Here is a 19002-nt window from a genome sequence, read left to right as displayed (position 1 = left end):
TTAAATATATGAGTATGAATATTGAGGCTTATAAAAATCAGATAATCAAAAAACTAATAGATGTTCAAGATAAAAAGCTATTAGAACAAATAGAAGCTGTTTTAAACGGAAATCCTATTGTTGCCTATACTCCTGAAGGTAAATCTTTGACTAAATACCAGTATATAGAACACATAGAGTCCATTAGTGAGTCAGTTGCAGATGGAGCAGAAACGTATACTTCAGAACAAGTTCGTAGTCACATTTTATCCCAAAAGAAATGAATGTAATTTGGTCGCAGGAAGCTAAAACATCGCTTTCTGAAATTTATAATTACATTTTTGAGGATAGTCCACAAAATGCAGAGAAAGTCTTGAACAAGATAATTGATGTTGCAGAGTCGTTACAGGATGAACGTTATGAATTTGCGATTGATCCAATCATTAATAAAGAAAAATTCCGCCATATAAGTATTTGGTCTTACAAAATTATATATGAGCGAACTAAAAATGGAGTCCTAATTTTAGACATTTTTAACGGAAAACAAAATCCTGCTAAACTAAAAAAATATTAAAAAATCGTAATATCATAATTACGGTTTTTATCACTGCATTTTAAAGTTGTCTTTATGCAAATAACTACCTCACCAACTCAAACACCAAAACCTGCGTTTTCTGTTTATCAGAAAAATTATTATCCGAAACAAAAATGAGAGATGGATTGCCATTTGCCAATTTTGGTCCAAAAGTTAGCCCTTCAATATTATCAATAAAAATTCCCAAATCATCCATGTTAAGGACCAGTCTTTTAGAAGCCAATTCTAATTTTTGATTTTGTAAGGAAGGATAATTTTTAATGTCAGTTGCCTTTTTCAGGTCACACAAAAATATTTTTACCGTGCAGGCTTGCGTTCCGGTCGAGTAGGAGCGTTCTACTACCAATAACTGATTTTTACCATAATACTGAATTGCCGAAATACCATTTACTGCAAAAGCTCCTTTAGGATTGGGTTCAAGCGCAATAGGTTCCAGTTGATAGCCGTACTGAGCGGTGTTCTCTTTTGTTTTGGCATCAAATAGATATAATCGGATTAAACCTCCTTTGCTGGTGTTGGCTTGGTCGCCATCTTCAAATAAAGGTTCTTCAATGTTGGTGTAGATATTTTTATACTTTTTGTCAAAAGTAATTCCTTCTAAAGTCCCGTTATTTCTCGGGCCTTTTTCTAGCTTGTGCATTTTTAAATTTTCAGGTAAGGTAACATTGCCAAGAAAGTCACCTTTTATATCCATGAAGTTCAGGGAAGGATTTTGTAAGACTTCTTTATCGGCAGTAATCACTCGCGCGCCTTCGCTGCTCCAAATTAAAGAATTCGTTTTTGGATTGAATCGGATGTCTTCTGGATCTGCGGAAGTAGTTGGCGTGGTGTTCCAATTTCCATACGCTGTTCCGGTTTCGTTTTTCAAATAAGTTACGTTTTGAAAAGCAAAACTTTTTATTTTGTCTTCGGACAAATTAATCTTTACGGTATAAAATCTGGAATCGTTAAACACAGATCTATCGTCACATATCAGGTAATACAAATCGTTTTTTGCATCATAATCGATTCCGGATAATCCGCCCACTTTTGTATTCTGAAACATTTCATCAAATGGAATTTCAATCGAACTGATTAGCTTTAAACTTGGCGTTGCTTTGTTTTCAGCGGTTTGTTTTAAATTGGAACAAGAAAATAGAAAAGTTGGAAAAACGGCAAGAAATAATAATTTACGCATAAAGAAATGTGTTGCTGTTTGCAAAAAGGAACAGATTTTGGAATGAAAAACCATTTAAAAAACTACGAATTGTTCGTTTGATTTTTCTCAAGATTGCGGAAATAGTCAATTTTGTAATGGAACATTTCAGCCATATTTTTAGCCCGAAGTTTTGCTTCTTCGGCTAATGGACCTGAAAATAAACTATCGGTAGTTTCCGTGAAAATTTGCATCCAGCGGTCAAAATGTTCTTTTGCAACTGGTAATTGTTTGTGTGGTGGAAATGGACTTCCGGAATAGGAATGCACTTCAAGTAAAATAGTTTGCCAAAAGCGGTACATTTTTTCCAGATGTTCGGGCCATCGATTTCCTATTTTCTCATTGAAAATGGGACCAATAAATTCGTCTTTTTGAACTTTGGAATAAAAAGTATCAACCAGTAATTTGATATCGTCGAATGTAGTAATGTCGGTTTGTGGTGTCATGATTGGGTATAAAAAAAGCCTACGCAAAGGTAGACTTTTATGTTTGATTCTGATGGGAAACTATTTTGCTTTAGGTGGAAATTGCTCTAAAATTTTAGCAACAAATTCGTTGATTCGTTTTTCTTTTTCACTGCGATTTTCCGTCAAATAACCAACGCCTTCTCCTTGCCAAACTAATTCTTTTTTCTTGGCATCAATTAAATCAATATACAATGTTCCTTCAGTTGAAGAGGAAACATAAGTGCTGCGGCCTCCCCATAAATAAGGATTCCATCCCCATCCCCAACCGTAACCCCAACCTGCGTTGTATTGGTTTACGTCAATTCGTTCTCTTTCTTTGGTAAGTATATTGATTAGCAAATCTGGATTTTCACTTTTAGTCATCCCTTTTAAGCTTAATTCTCGGTCTATTGCATTGAGTATTCTTTTTTTATCCAATTCTGAAATCTCAACTTTATCGATTCCTTTTTTATGAAAAGCGTATATTTTATATTGGCTAAAATCCACGTTATTATCATAATCGGAATATACTCTTACGGAACTGCAAGATGCAACTACGAAAAGTAAAAGTACTGGGAGGAGTTTAATTGCTTTCATGGCTTGATTATTAGATTACTAAATGTTATTAAAGATACGTTCAAATTTTTAAAAATCCAACAAATTGTCGGCAACTATATTAGGGATGGTGACTTTCAACAAAGGTTGCGTCTCCATGGCTCTTTTGATGGCAAATAGTGCGCCTTCATTTCTCGCCCAGCTTCTTCGGGAAATTCCATTGTTGACATCCCAAAAAAGCATTGACGCTAAGCGTCTTGATGCTTCTTTTGAACCATCAAGAACCATACCAAATCCACCGTTAATTACCTCGCCCCAGCCAACTCCTCCGCCATTATGAATGGAAACCCAAGTGGCACCGCGAAAACTGTCTCCAATGACGTTTTGAATTGCCATATCAGCCGTAAAACGGGAGCCGTCATAAATATTTGAAGTTTCTCTGTACGGCGAATCAGTACCGGAAACATCATGGTGATCGCGTCCTAAAACTACAGTTCCAATTTCGCCTTTGGCAATAGCCTGATTAAAGGCTTCGGCAATTTTAACGCGTCCTTCAGCATCAGCATACAAGATTCTGGCTTGGGAACCTACAACCAGTTTATTTTCCTGAGCGCCTTTTATCCAGTGAATGTTATCCTGCATTTGTTGCTGAATTTCTTCGGGAGCCGTTTTTGCCATTTCTTCGAGAACTTGGCAAGCAATTAGATCTGTTCTGGTTAAATCTTCTGGTTTCCCTGAAGCACATACCCAGCGGAAAGGACCAAAACCGTAATCAAAACACATAGGGCCCATGATATCCTGTACGTAACTCGGATACCTGAAATCGATGTGGTTTTCTGCCATAACATCAGCACCAGCACGGGAAGCTTCTAATAAAAAAGCATTTCCATAATCAAAGAAATACGTTCCTTTGGCAGTGTGTTTATTGATAGCGGTCGTGTGACGACGTAAGGTTTCTTGAACTTTTGTTTTAAATAAATCAGGTTTTTCAGCCATCATTATATTGGCTTCTTCAAAGGAAATATCAGCTGGATAATAACCACCCGCCCAAGGATTATGGAGTGAAGTCTGATCAGAGCCTAAATCGATATGGATGTTTTCTTCGTCAAATTTTTCCCAAACATCAACCACATTTCCAAGATAGGCGATGGAGACAATTTCATTATTGGCTTGCGCCAAAGCAACTCTTTTCACTAATTCATCCGCATCATCAATGACTTCATTGATCCATCCTTGACTGTGGCGAATGTGCGTTATTTTTGGGTTTACTTCGGCACAAACCGTGATGCAACCCGCAATATTTCCGGCCTTTGGTTGTGCGCCAGACATTCCGCCTAAACCGGAAGTTACGAATAAGCCGCCTTTTGGACTGCGTTTTATTTTACGAAAACCGTTCAAAACGGTAATGGTTGTTCCGTGTACAATACCTTGGGGACCAATGTACATGTAACTTCCGGCGGTCATTTGTCCATATTGAGAAACGCCCAATGCATTCATTTTTTCCCAATCGTCCGGTTTAGAATAATTAGGAATTACCATTCCGTTAGTGACTACAACTCGTGGCGCTTCTTTGTGGGAAGGAAACAATCCCATTGGATGCCCGGAATACATCGTCAAGGTTTGCTCGTCGGTCATTTCCGACAAGTATTGCATCGTCAATAAATACTGTGCCCAATTTTGAAAAACTGCTCCATTTCCACCATAAGTAATCAATTCATGCGGATGTTGCGCCACGGCATAATCCAAGTTGTTTTGAATCATCAGCATAATTGCTTTGGCCTGTTCGCTTTTTCCTGGATATTCAGCAATTGGTCGTGCATACATTTTATAATCCGGACGCAAACGGTACATGTAAATACGTCCGTAGGTTTCCAGTTCTTCCGAGAATTCTTTGATTAATTCAGCGTGATGTTGCGGTTCGAAATAACGTAAGGCATTGCGCAAGGCTAATTTTTTTTCTTCAACCGAAAGGATTTCTTTGCGCTTTGGTGCGTGATTGATATCTGTTTCGTAGGGTTTTGGTTTTGGTAAAACCGAAGGAATTCCCTGTTGTATTTGTTCTTGAAAAGTCATGTTTGATGTTGTTTCGTTAATTTTTTGTGTTGATTATTTAAAGAAGCATTGGCTTCTTATAAAAAAATGAAACAACTAAGGATAACGAATATCCGACCTGTGGTAGGATTTGTGAATTTTGATTCTATATTTCTGTAAACAAATATCCATTTTTATGTTTGTGTTTTTAAAACTGACGCTCTAATACTGTTTCTTATTTAGATTCTAAAATGCGATTATTTTTTATTGGTTCCTGTTTTTTTATCGAAACCATATGGACAATGACGACAGCCACTTTTACAGCAATATCCTCGTTTTAAATGGTGTTTTTCGGTAAAACATTTATATCCTTCCGGTGTGTAATAGAAATCTTCCCCTTCTATCAATTTATTTTCATTACTTTGGTCAATCATATTTGGGAATGTTCTATTGTAAAATTCATTTAGTTTTTATGATTCAGTAACGTCAACTCAAACGATTGAGTATTTCATCAAATAGAACCATTTTATCATTACAAATTTATAAATTTTATAGCGAATGTTTCTGATTGTTGCTAAATTTTTAATTCCTAAAGGATATCGCGGACTGACTGTATTTCCTTTTGTATTTGTAAAATATGGAATGGATAAAGGAAATAGAATTTTAGTCAATCACGAAAAAATCCATCTTCGTCAACAGCTTGAATTATTAATACTTCCTTTTTTTATTTGGTATTTATTAGAATATCTTATTCGCTTGGGTCAGTATCAGAATGCAAATTTGGCTTATAGAAATATCAGTTTCGAGAGGGAAGCATATTCGAATGAAGCAAATTTAGACTACTTAAAAAACCGATCTATTTTTCAATTTTGTAACTACTTGTTTTTGAAAAAATAGTGTTTAATTCATAACAAATTTTTTAAAAATAAGATTTATATACTTCAATCTCGGATAGAATTATGTTTTCTTTTCGTTGCAAATTTTGATATTTTAGAAAAGTGATCCATCTTCAACGATCAAGCTTTTTTTTGTTAAAATAGCTTTGCAATAATTTTATTTATTTATTTTTTTCAATTTATTTATATAAGAAATTACGCATTCAATATACAAAAATATGTATTTAAACAAATTTATGTTCTTTTAATCGAGTGTTTTGTCTAAAAAAGTTATATTTTTATTGTGATTTTCAACAATAAATTTTATGCTTATGACCTCAAAAATACTTAAAAAAACACTGCTGATTGTTACTGGTTTTTTAATCCAGAGTAATATAAATGCACAAATGTATGTAAGTCCAAACTCTTACGTTTTTGCCAGTAATGAAGTTGTTTTTATAAAACAACAATTAGAGTTAAATGCGGCAAATAGTGATTTTTATTTGAGGGAAAATGCACAGTTGCTGCAGGGTTCAACTTCTTCAGGGGTAAATAGTGGATTGGGTAATTTATCTGTGTTCCAAGAAGGAACCACTAATAATTTTCAATACAATTATTGGTGTTCCCCAGTTGGCGGGAATATAGCTGCCGCAGGAAATTCACCCTTTGGAATTACCCAACTTAAGGACATTGTGACTTTAACATCTAGTGTTAATTCAACTCCTTTAGGAATGAATAATTATAATGGAACGGCAACTCCATTTGCTATAGCGCCCTATTGGATCAATAAATTAGTAACTTCTAGTACTTATTCGAGTTGGATTTCCGTGGGTACAGCATCTACCATAAATGCAGGAGAAGGTTTTACCATGAAAGGAACTTCCGGAACTAATGCGACAATAGTAAATGGCGTTATGAATAATCCAGGGAGTAAGCAACGATATGATTTTAGAGGGAAACCAAATGATGGAACTATTGCAATTAACGTTCTCAATCTTCAATATACATTAACGGGCAACCCATATCCATCTGCAATAGATTTGAAATTATTCTTGTTAGGTGCCTCAAATACAACTGGTATTGCCTATTTCTGGGAACATGATAAAACTGCGAATTCGCATTATATTGATAATTTCAGAGGAGGATATGGCGCGTATTCCCCACTTGGAGGCGATAGTAATGGTACTATCGGAAACATGGGGGTCTACACACCGGCAACATTTTATTCGTACGATGGTAATGGGAATGAAGTCACTAATTTAGGTAGTTCAGGAAATGTTTTTCAAAGACGATTTTGTCCTGTTGGACAGGGGTTCATGTTAGATGGTACTGCTGATGGAATAGTAGAAATGAAAAATAGCTATCGCGTGTTTGTAAAAGAGGATGTTCTAAATTTTTCTCAATTTGAAAGAAGCAGCAGTCCTAGTAAAACTAAAAACACCAATGAATTTTTGCCGGCAATTCAATCATTGTCCGGATATGATTATACCATGGTCAACACAAAGCCCGCTCCGCAAATTAGATTAAATGCATTATTAAACGATCAAGGGATTCGTCAGTTGGTTTTGGCGCTGGTGCCTGATGCAACAGATGGTGTAGATCACGCTATGGATGCTATGTTAGCTGGAGATAACGCAGGAATAGATACCTATTTTTCATTAAATGAATCTGAATATGTTATTGATGCTAGACCGTTTAATATAGACACAAAAATTCCACTTGGTTTTAAAAATACTAATCAAGCCAATTTTAAAATTACAGTACAAGAAATTTTGAATTTCACGGAAGCTGAGAATATCTATTTGCATGATAAGAATACGGACCTTTATCACGATATAAAAAATGATTTTTATGACTTAACGCTACCTGGAGGTGTTAATAACACACAGTTTGAATTAACTTTCAAAAACAATAATAGTTTAGGTACAGAAGACTTAGCGGTTAAAGATTTTGTTGTTTTTCAGAATAATAATGCGAAAAATTTAACGATTAACAATCCTTTTCAATTAGATATTGCTACATGTAACTTGTATGATATTGTTGGGAAGTTAATTTTCAGTAAAAAAGATTTAGGCAGGAATGTTACTTATAATTTTCCCACATCCGGTTTAAGTGATGGAGTCTATATTGTTAAAATTGCAACAGATGAAAAGATAGAACTTGGGAAAAAGATTATAATTAAAAATTAATTTTTGTTTTTGGTACAAATAATAGAAATGCAATCTGTAGAGGTTGCATTTTTAGTATATATAAATTTACTTTGTAAAAAATAAAATAGTTTGAATCAAAAGGTACTAACATTATTTCCGAACTCTATTTCAGTGCAAATCAAAAGGGAAGATTTGATACATCCTTTTGTTTCTGGAAATAAGTTTAGAAAGTTGAAGTATAATTTGCTTCAGGCGAAAGAAGAAAATCAGGAAACATTACTTACTTTTGGAGGTGCTTTTTCCAATCATATTGCCGCAGTAGCTTTTGCAGGAAAAGAAAAAGGATTCAAAACCATAGGTATTATCCGCGGAGATGAATTGGCAGGTAAAGTTGCTGAGAATCCGACGTTGTCATTCGCTCAAAATTGCGGTATGCAACTAGAATTTATATCTCGGGAAGAATACCGATTGAAAAGTGAAGTGTCTTTTATCGAAAATTTAAAACAAAAATTCGGCAGTTTTTATTTGATTCCAGAAGGCGGGACAAATGATTTGGCCATCAAGGGATGTCAGGAGATTCTGGGTCCGGAAGATGCTGAATTTGATTATATTTGTTGTTCAATAGGAACTGGTGGAACGATTTCAGGAATCATCAATAGTGTTTTGCCACACCAAAAAGTTTTAGGATTTCCCGCCTTAAAGGGTGATTTTTTAAAAGAGGAAATTCGTAATTTCACCCAAAATGATAATTGGGAGTTACTAACGGACTATCATTTTGGTGGATACGGAAAAGTAAATGAAGTATTAATCGGATTCATCAATCAATTTTATACTGAAAATCAAATTCCTTTGGATCCCATTTATACGGGAAAGATGGTTTTTGGCGTTATAGATTTAATTAAAAAAAACTATTTTCCCGCCGAATCAAAAATTTTACTGATTCATACCGGTGGAATTCAAGGAATTCAGGGAATGAACATGAAATTAAGAAACAAACAATTACCAACAATAGATATCAATGTTTAAAAAAATCCTACTAATTTTTACTATACTGACTTTGATAGGGTGTAATGCCACAAAGCCAGTTATTGCAACAACCAAAAAAGCACCTTTAAAATCAAAATCAGAAGTCGTTAGGACCGTTAAAAAAACGAATCAAATAAGCAGGAACAGCACAAAACCCATCCTTTCCAAACCCACAAGACCAGAACAAAAAAAGAGTGAAACGGAAACAATTGTTTCTACTTCAAAAACAGTAGTCACTAATGATATTGTTAGATTTTACATTTCTCAATATAAAGATGTTGCCATGGGAAACATGAAAAGTTATGGGATTCCCGCAAGTATTATTTTAGCTCAGGGGATTTTAGAATCAGGTGCTGGAAGAGGCGATTTAGCAATAAGTGCCAATAACCATTTTGGAATAAAATGTCATGTGGGATGGACAGGAGAAAGCGTTAAGCACGATGATGATTCTGATCAGGAATGCTTTAGGAAGTATGATAACCCTTCAGAATCATTCAAAGACCACGCGTTATTTTTGACTGGGAGAAGCAGGTATGCCAAGCTTTTTGGTTTTTCCAAAGATGATTACAAAGCTTGGGCAAGAGGATTAAGAGCTGCAGGTTATGCCACAGATCCTAAGTATCCAGACAAATTGATTTCATATATTGAGCGCTATCATTTGGATCAATATGACAGTCAGGTGTTAGATATTAATTATGTTTCGAATGAAAAACAGCTAGTGGAGGAATTATCACTAGAAACCAGAACTATAGCTAGTAATGGCCTGACTTCCTATGTCGTTCAAAAAGGAGATACATTATATTCCATTTCGAAAAAATTCGAATTAAAGGTGGAAGATTTAAAACAAAAGAATAATCTTTCGGATAATGCGCTTTCTATTGGACAGAGATTAATGGTAAAATAATTGAAAAAATAACTATAATTCATAATTCATAAATGTTATATAAAAGAAGCAGTCAGCTTTTTGCTGAAGCAGAAAAAGTAATTCCAGGAGGTGTAAATTCACCAGTAAGAGCATTTAAAGCAGTAGGAGGAACTCCAATTTTTGTCAAAAGTGCCAAAGGCGCTTATTTGTATGATGAAGATGGAAACCGTTTGATTGACTATATCAATTCTTGGGGGCCAATGATTTTAGGACACGCTTACGAACCAGTCGTACAAGCAGTGATAGAGAAAGCGAAGTTAGGAACCTCGTTTGGAATGCCAACGGAATTAGAAACACAAATTGCAGCTTTAGCCGTTGCGATGGTTCCAAATATCGATAAAATTAGATTTGTAAATTCCGGTACCGAAGCCTGTATGAGCGCTGTACGATTGGCACGCGGGTTTACCAAAAAAGATAAAATAATAAAATTTGCAGGTTGTTACCACGGTCATTCGGATTCGTTTTTAATCCAAGCGGGAAGTGGAGCCATTACTTTTGGTTCACCAAACAGCCCTGGAGTTACGGCAGGAACAGCCAAAGATACTTTGCTTGCAAAATACAATGATTTAGAAAATGTAGCTACTTTAATAGAAGCCAATAAAAATGAAATTGCTGCCATAATTGTGGAACCTGTTGCGGGGAATATGGGTTGTATTCCGCCCAATAAAGGCTTTCTAGAAGGCTTACGCCAATTGTGTACCGATAATGGAATTCTGTTGATTTTTGATGAGGTAATGACTGGTTTCAGGCTTGCTGCTGGCGGTGTTCAGGAATTACTTAACATATCGGCTGATATTGTGTGTTTTGGTAAAGTAATTGGTGGAGGATTGCCTGTTGGTGCTTTTGCCGCTCGCGAAGAAATTATGAATTATCTGGCTCCGTTAGGTCCCGTTTATCAGGCAGGAACATTGTCTGGAAATCCATTGGCAATGGCTGCGGGATTAGCAATGTTACAAGCTTTAGATAATGATCGTGCTATTTTTAAAAGATTAGCAGATAAAACAGCGTATTTGGCTGCAGGAATTGATAAAGTATTGAAAGCAAATAATGTTACATTTACAATCAATACTATTGGTTCAATGATTTCGGTTCATTTTGATGCAGCTTCGGTTGTTGATTTTAAAACCGCTGCAAATGGCGATAACGAAACGTTCAAAAAATTCTTCCACGGATTGTTGCAGGAAGGGATTTATATTGCTCCTTCCGCTTATGAAACGTGGTTTATTACTGATGCGTTAACGTATGAGGATTTGGATTTTACCATCCGAGCGATAGACAAAGTATCGAAAACATTTTAAATAAAAAAAGCCCCAAATTTGGGGCTTTTTTATGAACTAAGATGAAATAGTTTAAGCAAATGGATTATTTTTTATCACCCATTTGTGCTGCTTTTCTGCCGTTATGATGCGCCATTCTTTTATTCATTCGGTGGTGGTTTTTTCCTTTCATTTCATCCCATTTTTTATATTGGTCTGCTGAAAGAATTTTTTTCATTCTCTCTTTCATCACAATTTGCTCGTCTAACATTTGGCTTTTTTTAGCAAAAAGTTCATCAGAAGTAAGTTGTTTTTTAACCGAATCTTTGTTTGCTTTTCTCTCTGCCATTCGGGCCTCTCTTTTGGTACTTTGTTCGCCAATGATTTTACTCATTTCTTTTTGTTGAGAAGCATTCAAATCTAATTCTAGAGTCATCTTTTTCAAGTGCAATTGGTTTCTTTGCTCTGGAGTCATTTGCTCCATTTTGGCTCTTTCCGGTCTTGCTTTTCTTTCTTGTGCAAAGCTTGTCATTCCGACAACTAATAATGCAACGATAAATAATTTTTTCATGTGTATTGTTTTAAGTTTTATAGATGTAAGATAGGAATAGAACTAAAAAGTTTAATCGTTAACAAAAGTTTATCGTTTTGGTTTTAGGATTAAATGTAAAGTTGAAGTTATTTTTTTTCTATAAAAAGACACAAAATAAGTGCTGTTAATAGCTGTGAAAGCATGATATTTATCAGTTTTTATACGGTTTTGTTTCTCGATTTTTGTGGTTTATTTATTTAAATCATTTAACATGACAACACGTAAACCACTACATACTTTTCATATCCCGGTTATGGGACTTGCTTATACGATTGATAGTCCGATACGAGTGGCAAAGTATGGAATTTCGTCTGTGATTTCAATTATGGATGATGAACTTATCGAAAAAATGAATGCTTTTTATAGCAAGAAATTCGATTTGCCGTATCAGGAAATTACCCAAAAAATACATGATTACCGCGCAGAACGCATTACTTCTTATTTGAATTTGGTAGACAAAATCGTTAAGGAAAAATTTGAAAACTTCAAGACGGAATTATCCGAAAGCAAATCAGCTTTGGAAAATTACATCGCGATGTTACCCAACAAATCAGCCATTAAAGCAGGCTTGCAAAACTTGATGGAAGACGGTTTTGCTTTCAAAGAAAACATCAAAAATTATCTGGAGAAAAATCTTTATCCGGGCGATATTGATGTTAATATTATGACCAAATTAGATAAGGATAATTTCATCAAAGACGAACAATTACCCATTATTTTTAATGATGCACATGCGGCGCTTCGTGGTTTTGTGAATAGTACATTAGAATCTTCGGTCGTTTTATCTGCTGGGATGAATCCAAGATTATACAGCTATTTTGAAAGTTTTTCGGCCTTCTTTCCGGATGCGAATAATGCACTGAAAAAGAAAATTACGCTGAAAGTAAGCGACTTTCGTTCGGCAATGATTCAAGGGAATTTTTTAGCTAAAAAAGGACTTTGGGTTTCTGAATATCGAATCGAATCCGGACTGAATTGTGGTGGACATGCTTTTGCAACCGAAGGCTATTTGTTGGGACCAATTCTTGAAGAATTCAAACAGAAAAAAGAGCAATTGATTCAATCCGCACATGAGTTGATGGTGAAAGCATTGGGGCAAAAAGAAATGCATGTTCCAGAACAGCCTTTGGATTTAAAAATCACGGTTCAAGGTGGCGTAGGAACTGCTGAAGAACACGATTTTCTATTGGATCATTATGAAGTGGATTCTGTGGGTTGGGGTTCGCCTTTTTTATTGGTTCCTGAAGCCACATCGGTAGATGTGCACACCAGAGATTTATTGGCTGGAGCCAAAGAAGATGATCTTTATTTAAGTCATATTTCGCCGTTGGGAATTCCTTTCAATACGTTGCGAGGAACGACGAATGAAAAATTGAAATTGAAACGAATCGAGGAAAGCAAAGCGGGAAGTTCGTGTCCAAAACGATTTTTGGCGCTAAGCAAAGAATACGATGCACAAGGAATTTGTACATCTTCCAAGAAATACCAAGACTTAAAACTGGAAGAATTACTGCTTCAAAAAGATATTTTAACTGCTGAAATTTTCGAAAAAAAGAAAAACAGTATTACGGAGAAAGCCTGTCTTTGTGTGGGTTTAGCCAATGCTTCGTATCTTGAAAATGACATTAAGATAAAAGGGCAGGCGCAAGGCGTAATCATTTGTCCGGGGCCCAACATGGCATATTTTGATAAAGAAGTTTCACTTTCTAAAATGGTGCAGCACATTTATGGAAACGCATCTGTATTGACGGTTACTAATCGACCAAATCTATTTGTGAAAGAGTTAAAAATGTATTTGGATTATCTGAAAAATGAAATCTCAGCGGTTACTGAAGAAATAACTTTGGGACAAATTAAAAAATGGAATTCGTTCAAAAATAATTTGCTCGCAGGAATCGGATATTATGAGGATTTATTCGCAGCAACTCCTTTTTTCGAAAGCACTAAAAACGAGATTTTCAGTCAATTTGATTGCTATAAAACGGAGTTAAACGAGATTGAAATCCCCGAATTAAAATTGGCGTAAAGCATTCAAGTATTTGGTTTTGAATAGAGTGATTTTATTTATGATTATTCTATTCAAAACTATTTTTTATCAAACAATCATTTAGTAATTTTGCACGGTGAAAAAAATCATATTTATAATTGTATTTATCATGCTTATAAAACCCGTTCTTCCGGTTTTAGAGTATGTCGTTAATTATGAATACATTTCAAAAGTACTTTGTATCAATAAGGACAAACCTAAAATGCAATGTAACGGAAAATGTCATTTGATGAAAGAATTAGCCAAAGCTTCTGAGGCTGAAAAGCCTCTTTCTTCCGATAAAAAAGTAACTGCTCCTATACTAGATGTAATTATTTTTGAGGAAATCAAATCTTTCGAAATTGCAACAGTTTTTTTTGATACCAAAGAAAAAATAAACCCGCATTATTCTAATTTATATGCTCGCTTGAATAGTGCTTCTGTTTTTCACCCACCCACTTTCATTTCATAATTTTTTTAAGCATGTAGTATGCTTTATTTCTTCCGTTCTAAACAACGGATGAAAATTTGTTTGCTTTTTTTGGAAATAATAATCCAAATATGGCATGCGAAATAGTACTTATATTCAAAATAAAAAACTTTAAGAAATGAAATTTCAATTAAAAAATATACTAGCTGTAATGGCTATCTCAGTTACCTTGTTTTCTTGCTCTAATGATGATGATAATGAAATGATTACCGGAAACGGAAATTTAAAATTAGAATTTGACAACGTGTATAAATCGGCTAATTTTGCTTTCAATACGAACTATACCAATTCGAATGCTGAGGTTGTAGCGGTTTCAAAAGTGAAGTACATTGTGAGTAATATTGTCTTGACAAAAGAGGATGGAACTACATTTACGTACCCAAAAAGTCAAAGCTATTTTATTGTAGATGAAGCTACGCCTGCAACATTAGTATTAAATCTTTCAAACATTCCTGCTGGAAATTACACTAAAGTAAAATACGGAATTGGAGTCGATAAAACCCAGTGGGAAGCAGGAGCAACGGGTCAAGGAGATTTCTTGGCAACAGCCCAAACCGCAGGAATGATGTGGTCTTGGAGTGCAGGTTACAAGTTTGTGGCTTTCGAAGGTACTTTTACAGCTCCTACGGTAACAACGGCAAAAGAATTTAAAGTACATACCGGACAAACTGGAACCGATTATAATTATGCTGAAGTTACTTTGAGTTTCCCTGAAAATGCTTTGGTACGAACTACAATTACGCCTCAAGTACACATCATGACTGACTTGTCTCAAGTTATAGATGGAACTAATAAAATCAATCTTACGGAAGCGGCAACCGTTATGGGTGGGGCTAAACTGGCTTTGGTTACTGCTAACGTTTCTTCTATGTTCAAAATAGATCACGTTCACAACGATTAATTTTTTAATCAAAAAGCGGTTGGGAATTAAATCTCCGACCGCTTTTTTAAAAAAATATAAAATGAAAGCAAAATATATCATATTGCTCATTTTTCCGTTGCTGTGGTCTTGTTCTGCTGATGAAAGCGAAGACTATCAGGACGTTCCTCTGAACTTTCAGGTTCCGGCAAATTTCCCGCCTTTGGCATACGATTTGGCGAATAATCAACCCACCGAAAAAGGATTCGAATTGGGGAAAAAACTTTTCTACGACGGTCGATTGGCTTCGGATGGGATTGTTTCCTGCGGATTTTGTCACATTCAGGAAGATGCTTTTACGCATCACGGCCATACTTTGAGTCATGGAGTTGATGATGCCATTGGAACCCGAAACACGCCACCAATCCAGAATTTAGCCTATCAAACCACTTTTATGTATGATGGTGCAGCATCACATTTGGATTTACAGCCTATTATTCCGTTCACAAGTCCTATAGAAATGAATGGCGATTTTGCAAAAGCGATTGCTATGATGAAAGGCGATTCAGCCTATCAAAACCTATTCAAAGTTGCTTTTACGGATGGACAAATCAATTCCGAAAACATGCTCAAAGCCTTGGGACAATTTATGGTAATGGTTACGTCCTCGAATTCCCGTTTTGACAAGTACCGACGCAATGAATCTGGCGGAACGCTCACGCAAGACGAGAAGGACGGATATGCCATTTTCAATCAGAAATGTTCCACTTGTCACGCCACGGATTTGTTTACGGACAATTCTTTTAGAAACAACGGTTTGTCAATTGATCCCGCGTATAATGATATCGGTCGTTTTCGCGTGACGGAGTTGCCTCAGGATAAGTACAAATTCAAAGTGCCAAGTTTAAGGAACATAGAAAAAACAGCGCCTTACATGCACGATGGACGCTTATTTACAATAGAAGCCGTTATGGATCATTATAATTCCGGTATAGTGAATTCAGCTACTTTAGACCCAATTTTGAATAAAAACGGGTCACTCGGAATCCCTTTGACAGCGACAGAAAAATCAAAAATTATTGCTTTTCTAAAAACATTGACAGACACGCAATACCTAACAGACAAACGCTTTTCTGAATATTAATTTCAGAAGCTATTTCCTGCTGTACACTGCAAGTCCTCGCTACAAAAGCCGTTTTTCTATGTCCTGAAAAGAGCTTCCTCCGGTCGCTTTTTCAGGACAAGAAAAACAAGCTTTTTCCGCTGTGGGCTTTCCGTTTCCATCAGGGCTAAAAACAACAAACATGAAAAAATACACATTGCTTTTAGTACTTCTTTTTCAATTGGCAAACGCCGCCGAAAAAGACAGTTTAAATACCGTAAATCCATTTACAAAATACCATTCTTTCCTTGAAGAAGAGGATTTCTGCGATGCCTGCGGTTGCTCCGCCAGTGGCGGAAGCATGGGATTCGCCTCGATGTTAAACTCTAATTTTGTTGGGATTCGGTATTTCAATCAACAATATAAATCCATGGATGGCTTATACAGCAATTCCCCTTGGTATAAAGAAAATTTCAACACCGTTCAGGTTTGGGGCCGAATCCCGGTTAGTGCAAAGGTTCAGGTTTCGGCATTATTGCCGTATCATTTTCATGAAAGAGAAACCGCAACTGGCAACAAAAGCATTAATGGGATTGGCGATATTACTGTTTTGGCAATGTATCGTTTGTATCAAACCCATAAAGACAGTACGTTTTTGGTACATACATTACAATTGGGAGGCGGAATCAAAGCGCCAACCGGAAAATTTAATGAAGCAAATTCCGGTAGTATAAATCCAAGTTTTCAAGTAGGAACAGGAAGTTGGGATTATCTTTTTGCTACCGAATATGTGGTTAAAAGAAAACAATTTGGTTTAAACTCGATGCTGAATTATGTAATAAAAACAGAAAACCAAAAGAGTTACCGTTTTGGGAATCAATTGAATTACGCCGGAACTTTCTTCTATTTGTACGAGAACAATAGTTTTTCGATTGTTCCACAACTTGGGTTTGCCGGTGAAGTTTATGAAAGTAATTACCAGTACAATCAAAAATTACGAAATACAAACGGTGATATTTTGTTTGGTAAAGTTGGTTTTGAAGTTGGAAAAGACAGGCTTTCTTTTGGAGCCAATGCAATGCTGCCTATCAATCAAAATCTTACCGGAGGCAATGTAGAAGCGAATTATCGCTGGAGTGTAAACTTCAATTACAGTTTGTAAAATCATAAAAGTTTATTGAAGTTTTTTAGTTATTGGTATTATGTTCTCAAGGTGACTTGAGTCCGCTTATACCGGTCAAGTCCGAGGTGTTTTTACTTTTACAAACGTTACGATTTATTAGTTATGTAAGTTTTTTTTAGAATTTTAAAACCGTAACGAAGTATTCTTCGTACATGGTTATAGAACTAAATAAATAAACGATGAAAAACAAACAACAAAATTTAGGTTTTGCTTCCATTATTGGACTAGCACTGTTATCTATTACTGCAATTTCATGTAATGATGATGATAGTAATGAAATGATGATGCCTGTTGCGGCACCTGACGTTGATTTTACTGCATTAGCCAGTAATAATACCATTCTCACATTCAATGCAAGAAATTTAGCTACTCCAATTACGACCACTCCAATTGTTGGTTTACCTACATCAGAGAGTATCGTAAGTATTGATTACAGACCTGCAACCGGACAGTTATATGCAGTAGGATCGTCTAGTCGTCTTTATTTTATTAATGAGAAAAGCGGAGTTGCAACAGCATTAGGAGCGGGGTCTTTTTCTCCTATTGTTGCCGGAGCTAATGCTTCATTGGATTTTAATCCAACAGTAGATAGAATTCGTTTGGTAACAGAATCTGGTCAGAATTTAAGATTGCACCCTGAACTAGGAACTGTTGTAGCAACTGATGGGGTTATTAATGGTGGTACAAATCCTAAAATTGGTGCAGTAGCTTATACAAATAGTATAGCTGGTGCAACAGCAACCATGTTGTATGATATAGATTTCGAACAAGATAAATTGTATATGCAAACACCTCCAAATGATGGTGGATTGCAACTTGTTGGTGACTTAGGCGTGAACTTTCAAGGTGTAGGGGACATGGATATTTTAGCAGATAATTCAACTGCTCTTGCTGTAACAAATAATGCTAGTGTATCCACTTTATACACAATTGATTTAGCAACAGGAAAAGCTGTTGATGTTGGCAAATTCACTGCTCCAGTGATAAGCATAGCATTCAAAACTAACCCAATTGCATATGCTACAACTGCAGGAAATATGTTGGTTCGTTTTAATCCTACAAACGGAAGTAATAATTCTGTTGCATTAACTGGTTTAGCTGCAAATGAAAGTATTGTCGGCTTAGATTTTAGACCTGCAAACGGAGGTTTATATGCTATTTCTAATCAAAGCAGATTGTTTTCTGTGAATACCGCTAGCGGAGCATTAACAGCAATTGGGTCTCCCTTTTTAACGGCATTATCAGGTACTTCTTTTGGTTTTGATTTTAATCCAACAGTAGATAGAATCAGGTTGGTTAGTAATACAGGTCAAAACTTACGTTTACATCCAGATTTAGGAACAGTAGTGTCAGTTGATGGTAATTTAAATCCTGGAGCACCATTTGTAACTGGAGCTGCTTACACCAATAATATTGCTGGAGCTACAACAACTACTTTATTTGTAGTTGACTCACAAACGGATATGATATATCGTCAAGATCCACCAAACAACGGGACATTAGTTGCTATTGGAGGTTTAGGGGTAAATGTTGATGCTGATAGCGGATTTGATATCGGTGGAAACAGTGCTGCTGCTTTTGCTTTATTGAAAGTAAATAATGTTACATCAGTGTATAGTATTAACTTGGCAACTGGTGCAGCTACTAAAGTTTCCGATATAAATATTCAAGCAACAGCAATGGCTGTTGGTTTAGGATTCTAAAACTAAAAAATTCT

General features: G+C 35.7%; 19 protein-coding genes. 13 read left to right on the top strand and 6 right to left on the bottom strand.

All coding sequences use genetic code 11. From position 1 onward, the window contains the following. Nucleotides 1-14: 14 nt before the first annotated feature. Both DR871_RS01150 and DR871_RS01145 read left to right on the top strand, forming a co-directional pair. Nucleotides 15-263, top strand: a complete 249-nt coding sequence (locus tag DR871_RS01150; protein ID WP_113665220.1) for a hypothetical protein — start codon at nucleotides 15-17, stop codon at nucleotides 261-263. After that, a complete protein-coding gene (locus DR871_RS01145; protein ID WP_113665221.1) occupies nucleotides 260-553 on the top strand; it encodes a type II toxin-antitoxin system RelE/ParE family toxin in 294 nt (97 codons plus the stop codon). The genes DR871_RS01150 and DR871_RS01145 overlap by 4 nt, the downstream gene beginning before the upstream one ends. 64 nt (nucleotides 554-617) lie before the next feature. Here DR871_RS01145 and DR871_RS01140 read toward each other — a convergent pair whose 3' ends face one another. From DR871_RS01140 to DR871_RS16365, 5 genes are all read right to left on the bottom strand, one after another. Further along, nucleotides 618-1751 (bottom strand): esterase-like activity of phytase family protein, encoded by a 1134-nt coding sequence (locus DR871_RS01140; protein WP_113665222.1) that lies wholly within the window; start codon nucleotides 1749-1751, stop codon nucleotides 618-620. 62 nt (nucleotides 1752-1813) lie between these two features. Then, nucleotides 1814-2215 carry a group III truncated hemoglobin gene (locus tag DR871_RS01135; protein WP_113665223.1) on the bottom strand — a complete coding sequence of 134 codons (402 nt, stop codon included), beginning with the start codon at nucleotides 2213-2215 and terminating at the stop codon, nucleotides 1814-1816. A 60-nt stretch (nucleotides 2216-2275) separates the two neighbouring features. Further along, nucleotides 2276-2812, bottom strand: coding sequence for a DUF4136 domain-containing protein (locus DR871_RS01130; protein WP_113665224.1), 537 nt, complete (start codon nucleotides 2810-2812; stop codon nucleotides 2276-2278). Between the two features lie 48 nt (nucleotides 2813-2860). Continuing rightward, a complete protein-coding gene (locus DR871_RS01125; protein WP_113665225.1) occupies nucleotides 2861-4843 on the bottom strand; it encodes a urocanate hydratase in 1983 nt (660 codons plus the stop codon). A 215-nt stretch (nucleotides 4844-5058) separates the two neighbouring features. Beyond that, complete coding sequence (locus tag DR871_RS16365; protein WP_158634650.1) at nucleotides 5059-5235, bottom strand: DUF5522 domain-containing protein; 177 nt, start codon at nucleotides 5233-5235, stop codon at nucleotides 5059-5061. Between the two features lie 124 nt (nucleotides 5236-5359). On the opposite strand from DR871_RS16365, the gene DR871_RS01120 reads away from it, so the two are divergent. The 5 genes from DR871_RS01120 (at nucleotide 5360) to hemL (ending at nucleotide 11075) form a co-directional block, all read left to right on the top strand. Then, nucleotides 5360-5698 (top strand): hypothetical protein, encoded by a 339-nt coding sequence (locus DR871_RS01120; RefSeq protein WP_113665226.1) that lies wholly within the window; start codon nucleotides 5360-5362, stop codon nucleotides 5696-5698. 310 nt (nucleotides 5699-6008) lie between these two features. Next, the gene (locus DR871_RS01115) at nucleotides 6009-7865 is read left to right on the top strand and encodes a T9SS type A sorting domain-containing protein (protein ID WP_113665227.1); all 1857 of its coding nucleotides are present in this window, start codon (nucleotides 6009-6011) and stop codon (nucleotides 7863-7865) included. A 90-nt stretch (nucleotides 7866-7955) separates the two neighbouring features. Next, complete coding sequence (locus DR871_RS01110; protein ID WP_113665228.1) at nucleotides 7956-8852, top strand: 1-aminocyclopropane-1-carboxylate deaminase/D-cysteine desulfhydrase; 897 nt, start codon at nucleotides 7956-7958, stop codon at nucleotides 8850-8852. Continuing rightward, nucleotides 8845-9756 carry a glucosaminidase domain-containing protein gene (locus DR871_RS01105; RefSeq protein ID WP_113665229.1) on the top strand — a complete coding sequence of 304 codons (912 nt, stop codon included), beginning with the start codon at nucleotides 8845-8847 and terminating at the stop codon, nucleotides 9754-9756. The genes DR871_RS01110 and DR871_RS01105 overlap by 8 nt, the downstream gene beginning before the upstream one ends. Nucleotides 9757-9788: 32 nt before the next feature. After that, nucleotides 9789-11075 (top strand): glutamate-1-semialdehyde 2,1-aminomutase, encoded by a 1287-nt coding sequence (gene hemL / locus DR871_RS01100; protein WP_113665230.1) that lies wholly within the window; start codon nucleotides 9789-9791, stop codon nucleotides 11073-11075. Nucleotides 11076-11139: 64 nt separating this feature from the next. On the opposite strand, the gene DR871_RS01095 is transcribed toward hemL, so the two are convergent. Beyond that, a complete protein-coding gene (locus tag DR871_RS01095) occupies nucleotides 11140-11604 on the bottom strand; it encodes a hypothetical protein (RefSeq protein ID WP_113665231.1) in 465 nt (154 codons plus the stop codon). Nucleotides 11605-11836: 232 nt separating this feature from the next. On the opposite strand from DR871_RS01095, the gene DR871_RS01090 reads away from it, so the two are divergent. From DR871_RS01090 to DR871_RS01065, 6 genes are all read left to right on the top strand, one after another. Beyond that, on the top strand, nucleotides 11837-13651 hold the full coding sequence (locus DR871_RS01090) for a hypothetical protein (RefSeq protein ID WP_113665232.1): 1815 nt from the start codon (nucleotides 11837-11839) through the stop codon (nucleotides 13649-13651). A 130-nt stretch (nucleotides 13652-13781) separates the two neighbouring features. Continuing rightward, nucleotides 13782-14123 carry a hypothetical protein gene (locus DR871_RS01085; protein WP_113665233.1) on the top strand — a complete coding sequence of 114 codons (342 nt, stop codon included), beginning with the start codon at nucleotides 13782-13784 and terminating at the stop codon, nucleotides 14121-14123. Nucleotides 14124-14259: 136 nt separating this feature from the next. Beyond that, nucleotides 14260-15042 carry an MbnP family protein gene (locus DR871_RS01080; RefSeq protein ID WP_113665234.1) on the top strand — a complete coding sequence of 261 codons (783 nt, stop codon included), beginning with the start codon at nucleotides 14260-14262 and terminating at the stop codon, nucleotides 15040-15042. A 61-nt stretch (nucleotides 15043-15103) separates the two neighbouring features. After that, nucleotides 15104-16144, top strand: coding sequence for a cytochrome-c peroxidase (locus DR871_RS01075; protein WP_113665492.1), 1041 nt, complete (start codon nucleotides 15104-15106; stop codon nucleotides 16142-16144). 160 nt (nucleotides 16145-16304) lie between these two features. Further along, nucleotides 16305-17264, top strand: coding sequence for a transporter family protein (locus tag DR871_RS01070; protein WP_113665235.1), 960 nt, complete (start codon nucleotides 16305-16307; stop codon nucleotides 17262-17264). 200 nt (nucleotides 17265-17464) lie between these two features. Next, on the top strand, nucleotides 17465-18988 hold the full coding sequence (locus tag DR871_RS01065) for a DUF4394 domain-containing protein (RefSeq protein ID WP_113665236.1): 1524 nt from the start codon (nucleotides 17465-17467) through the stop codon (nucleotides 18986-18988). Nucleotides 18989-19002 lie beyond the last annotated feature (14 nt).

Origin of the sequence: Flavobacterium petrolei (genome assembly GCF_003314435.2) — a bacterium.
In the GTDB taxonomy this organism is placed as follows: domain Bacteria; phylum Bacteroidota; class Bacteroidia; order Flavobacteriales; family Flavobacteriaceae; genus Flavobacterium; species Flavobacterium petrolei.
Note: the sequence above shows the minus strand (reverse complement) of the source record. Positions and strands in the feature narration are given on the sequence as shown.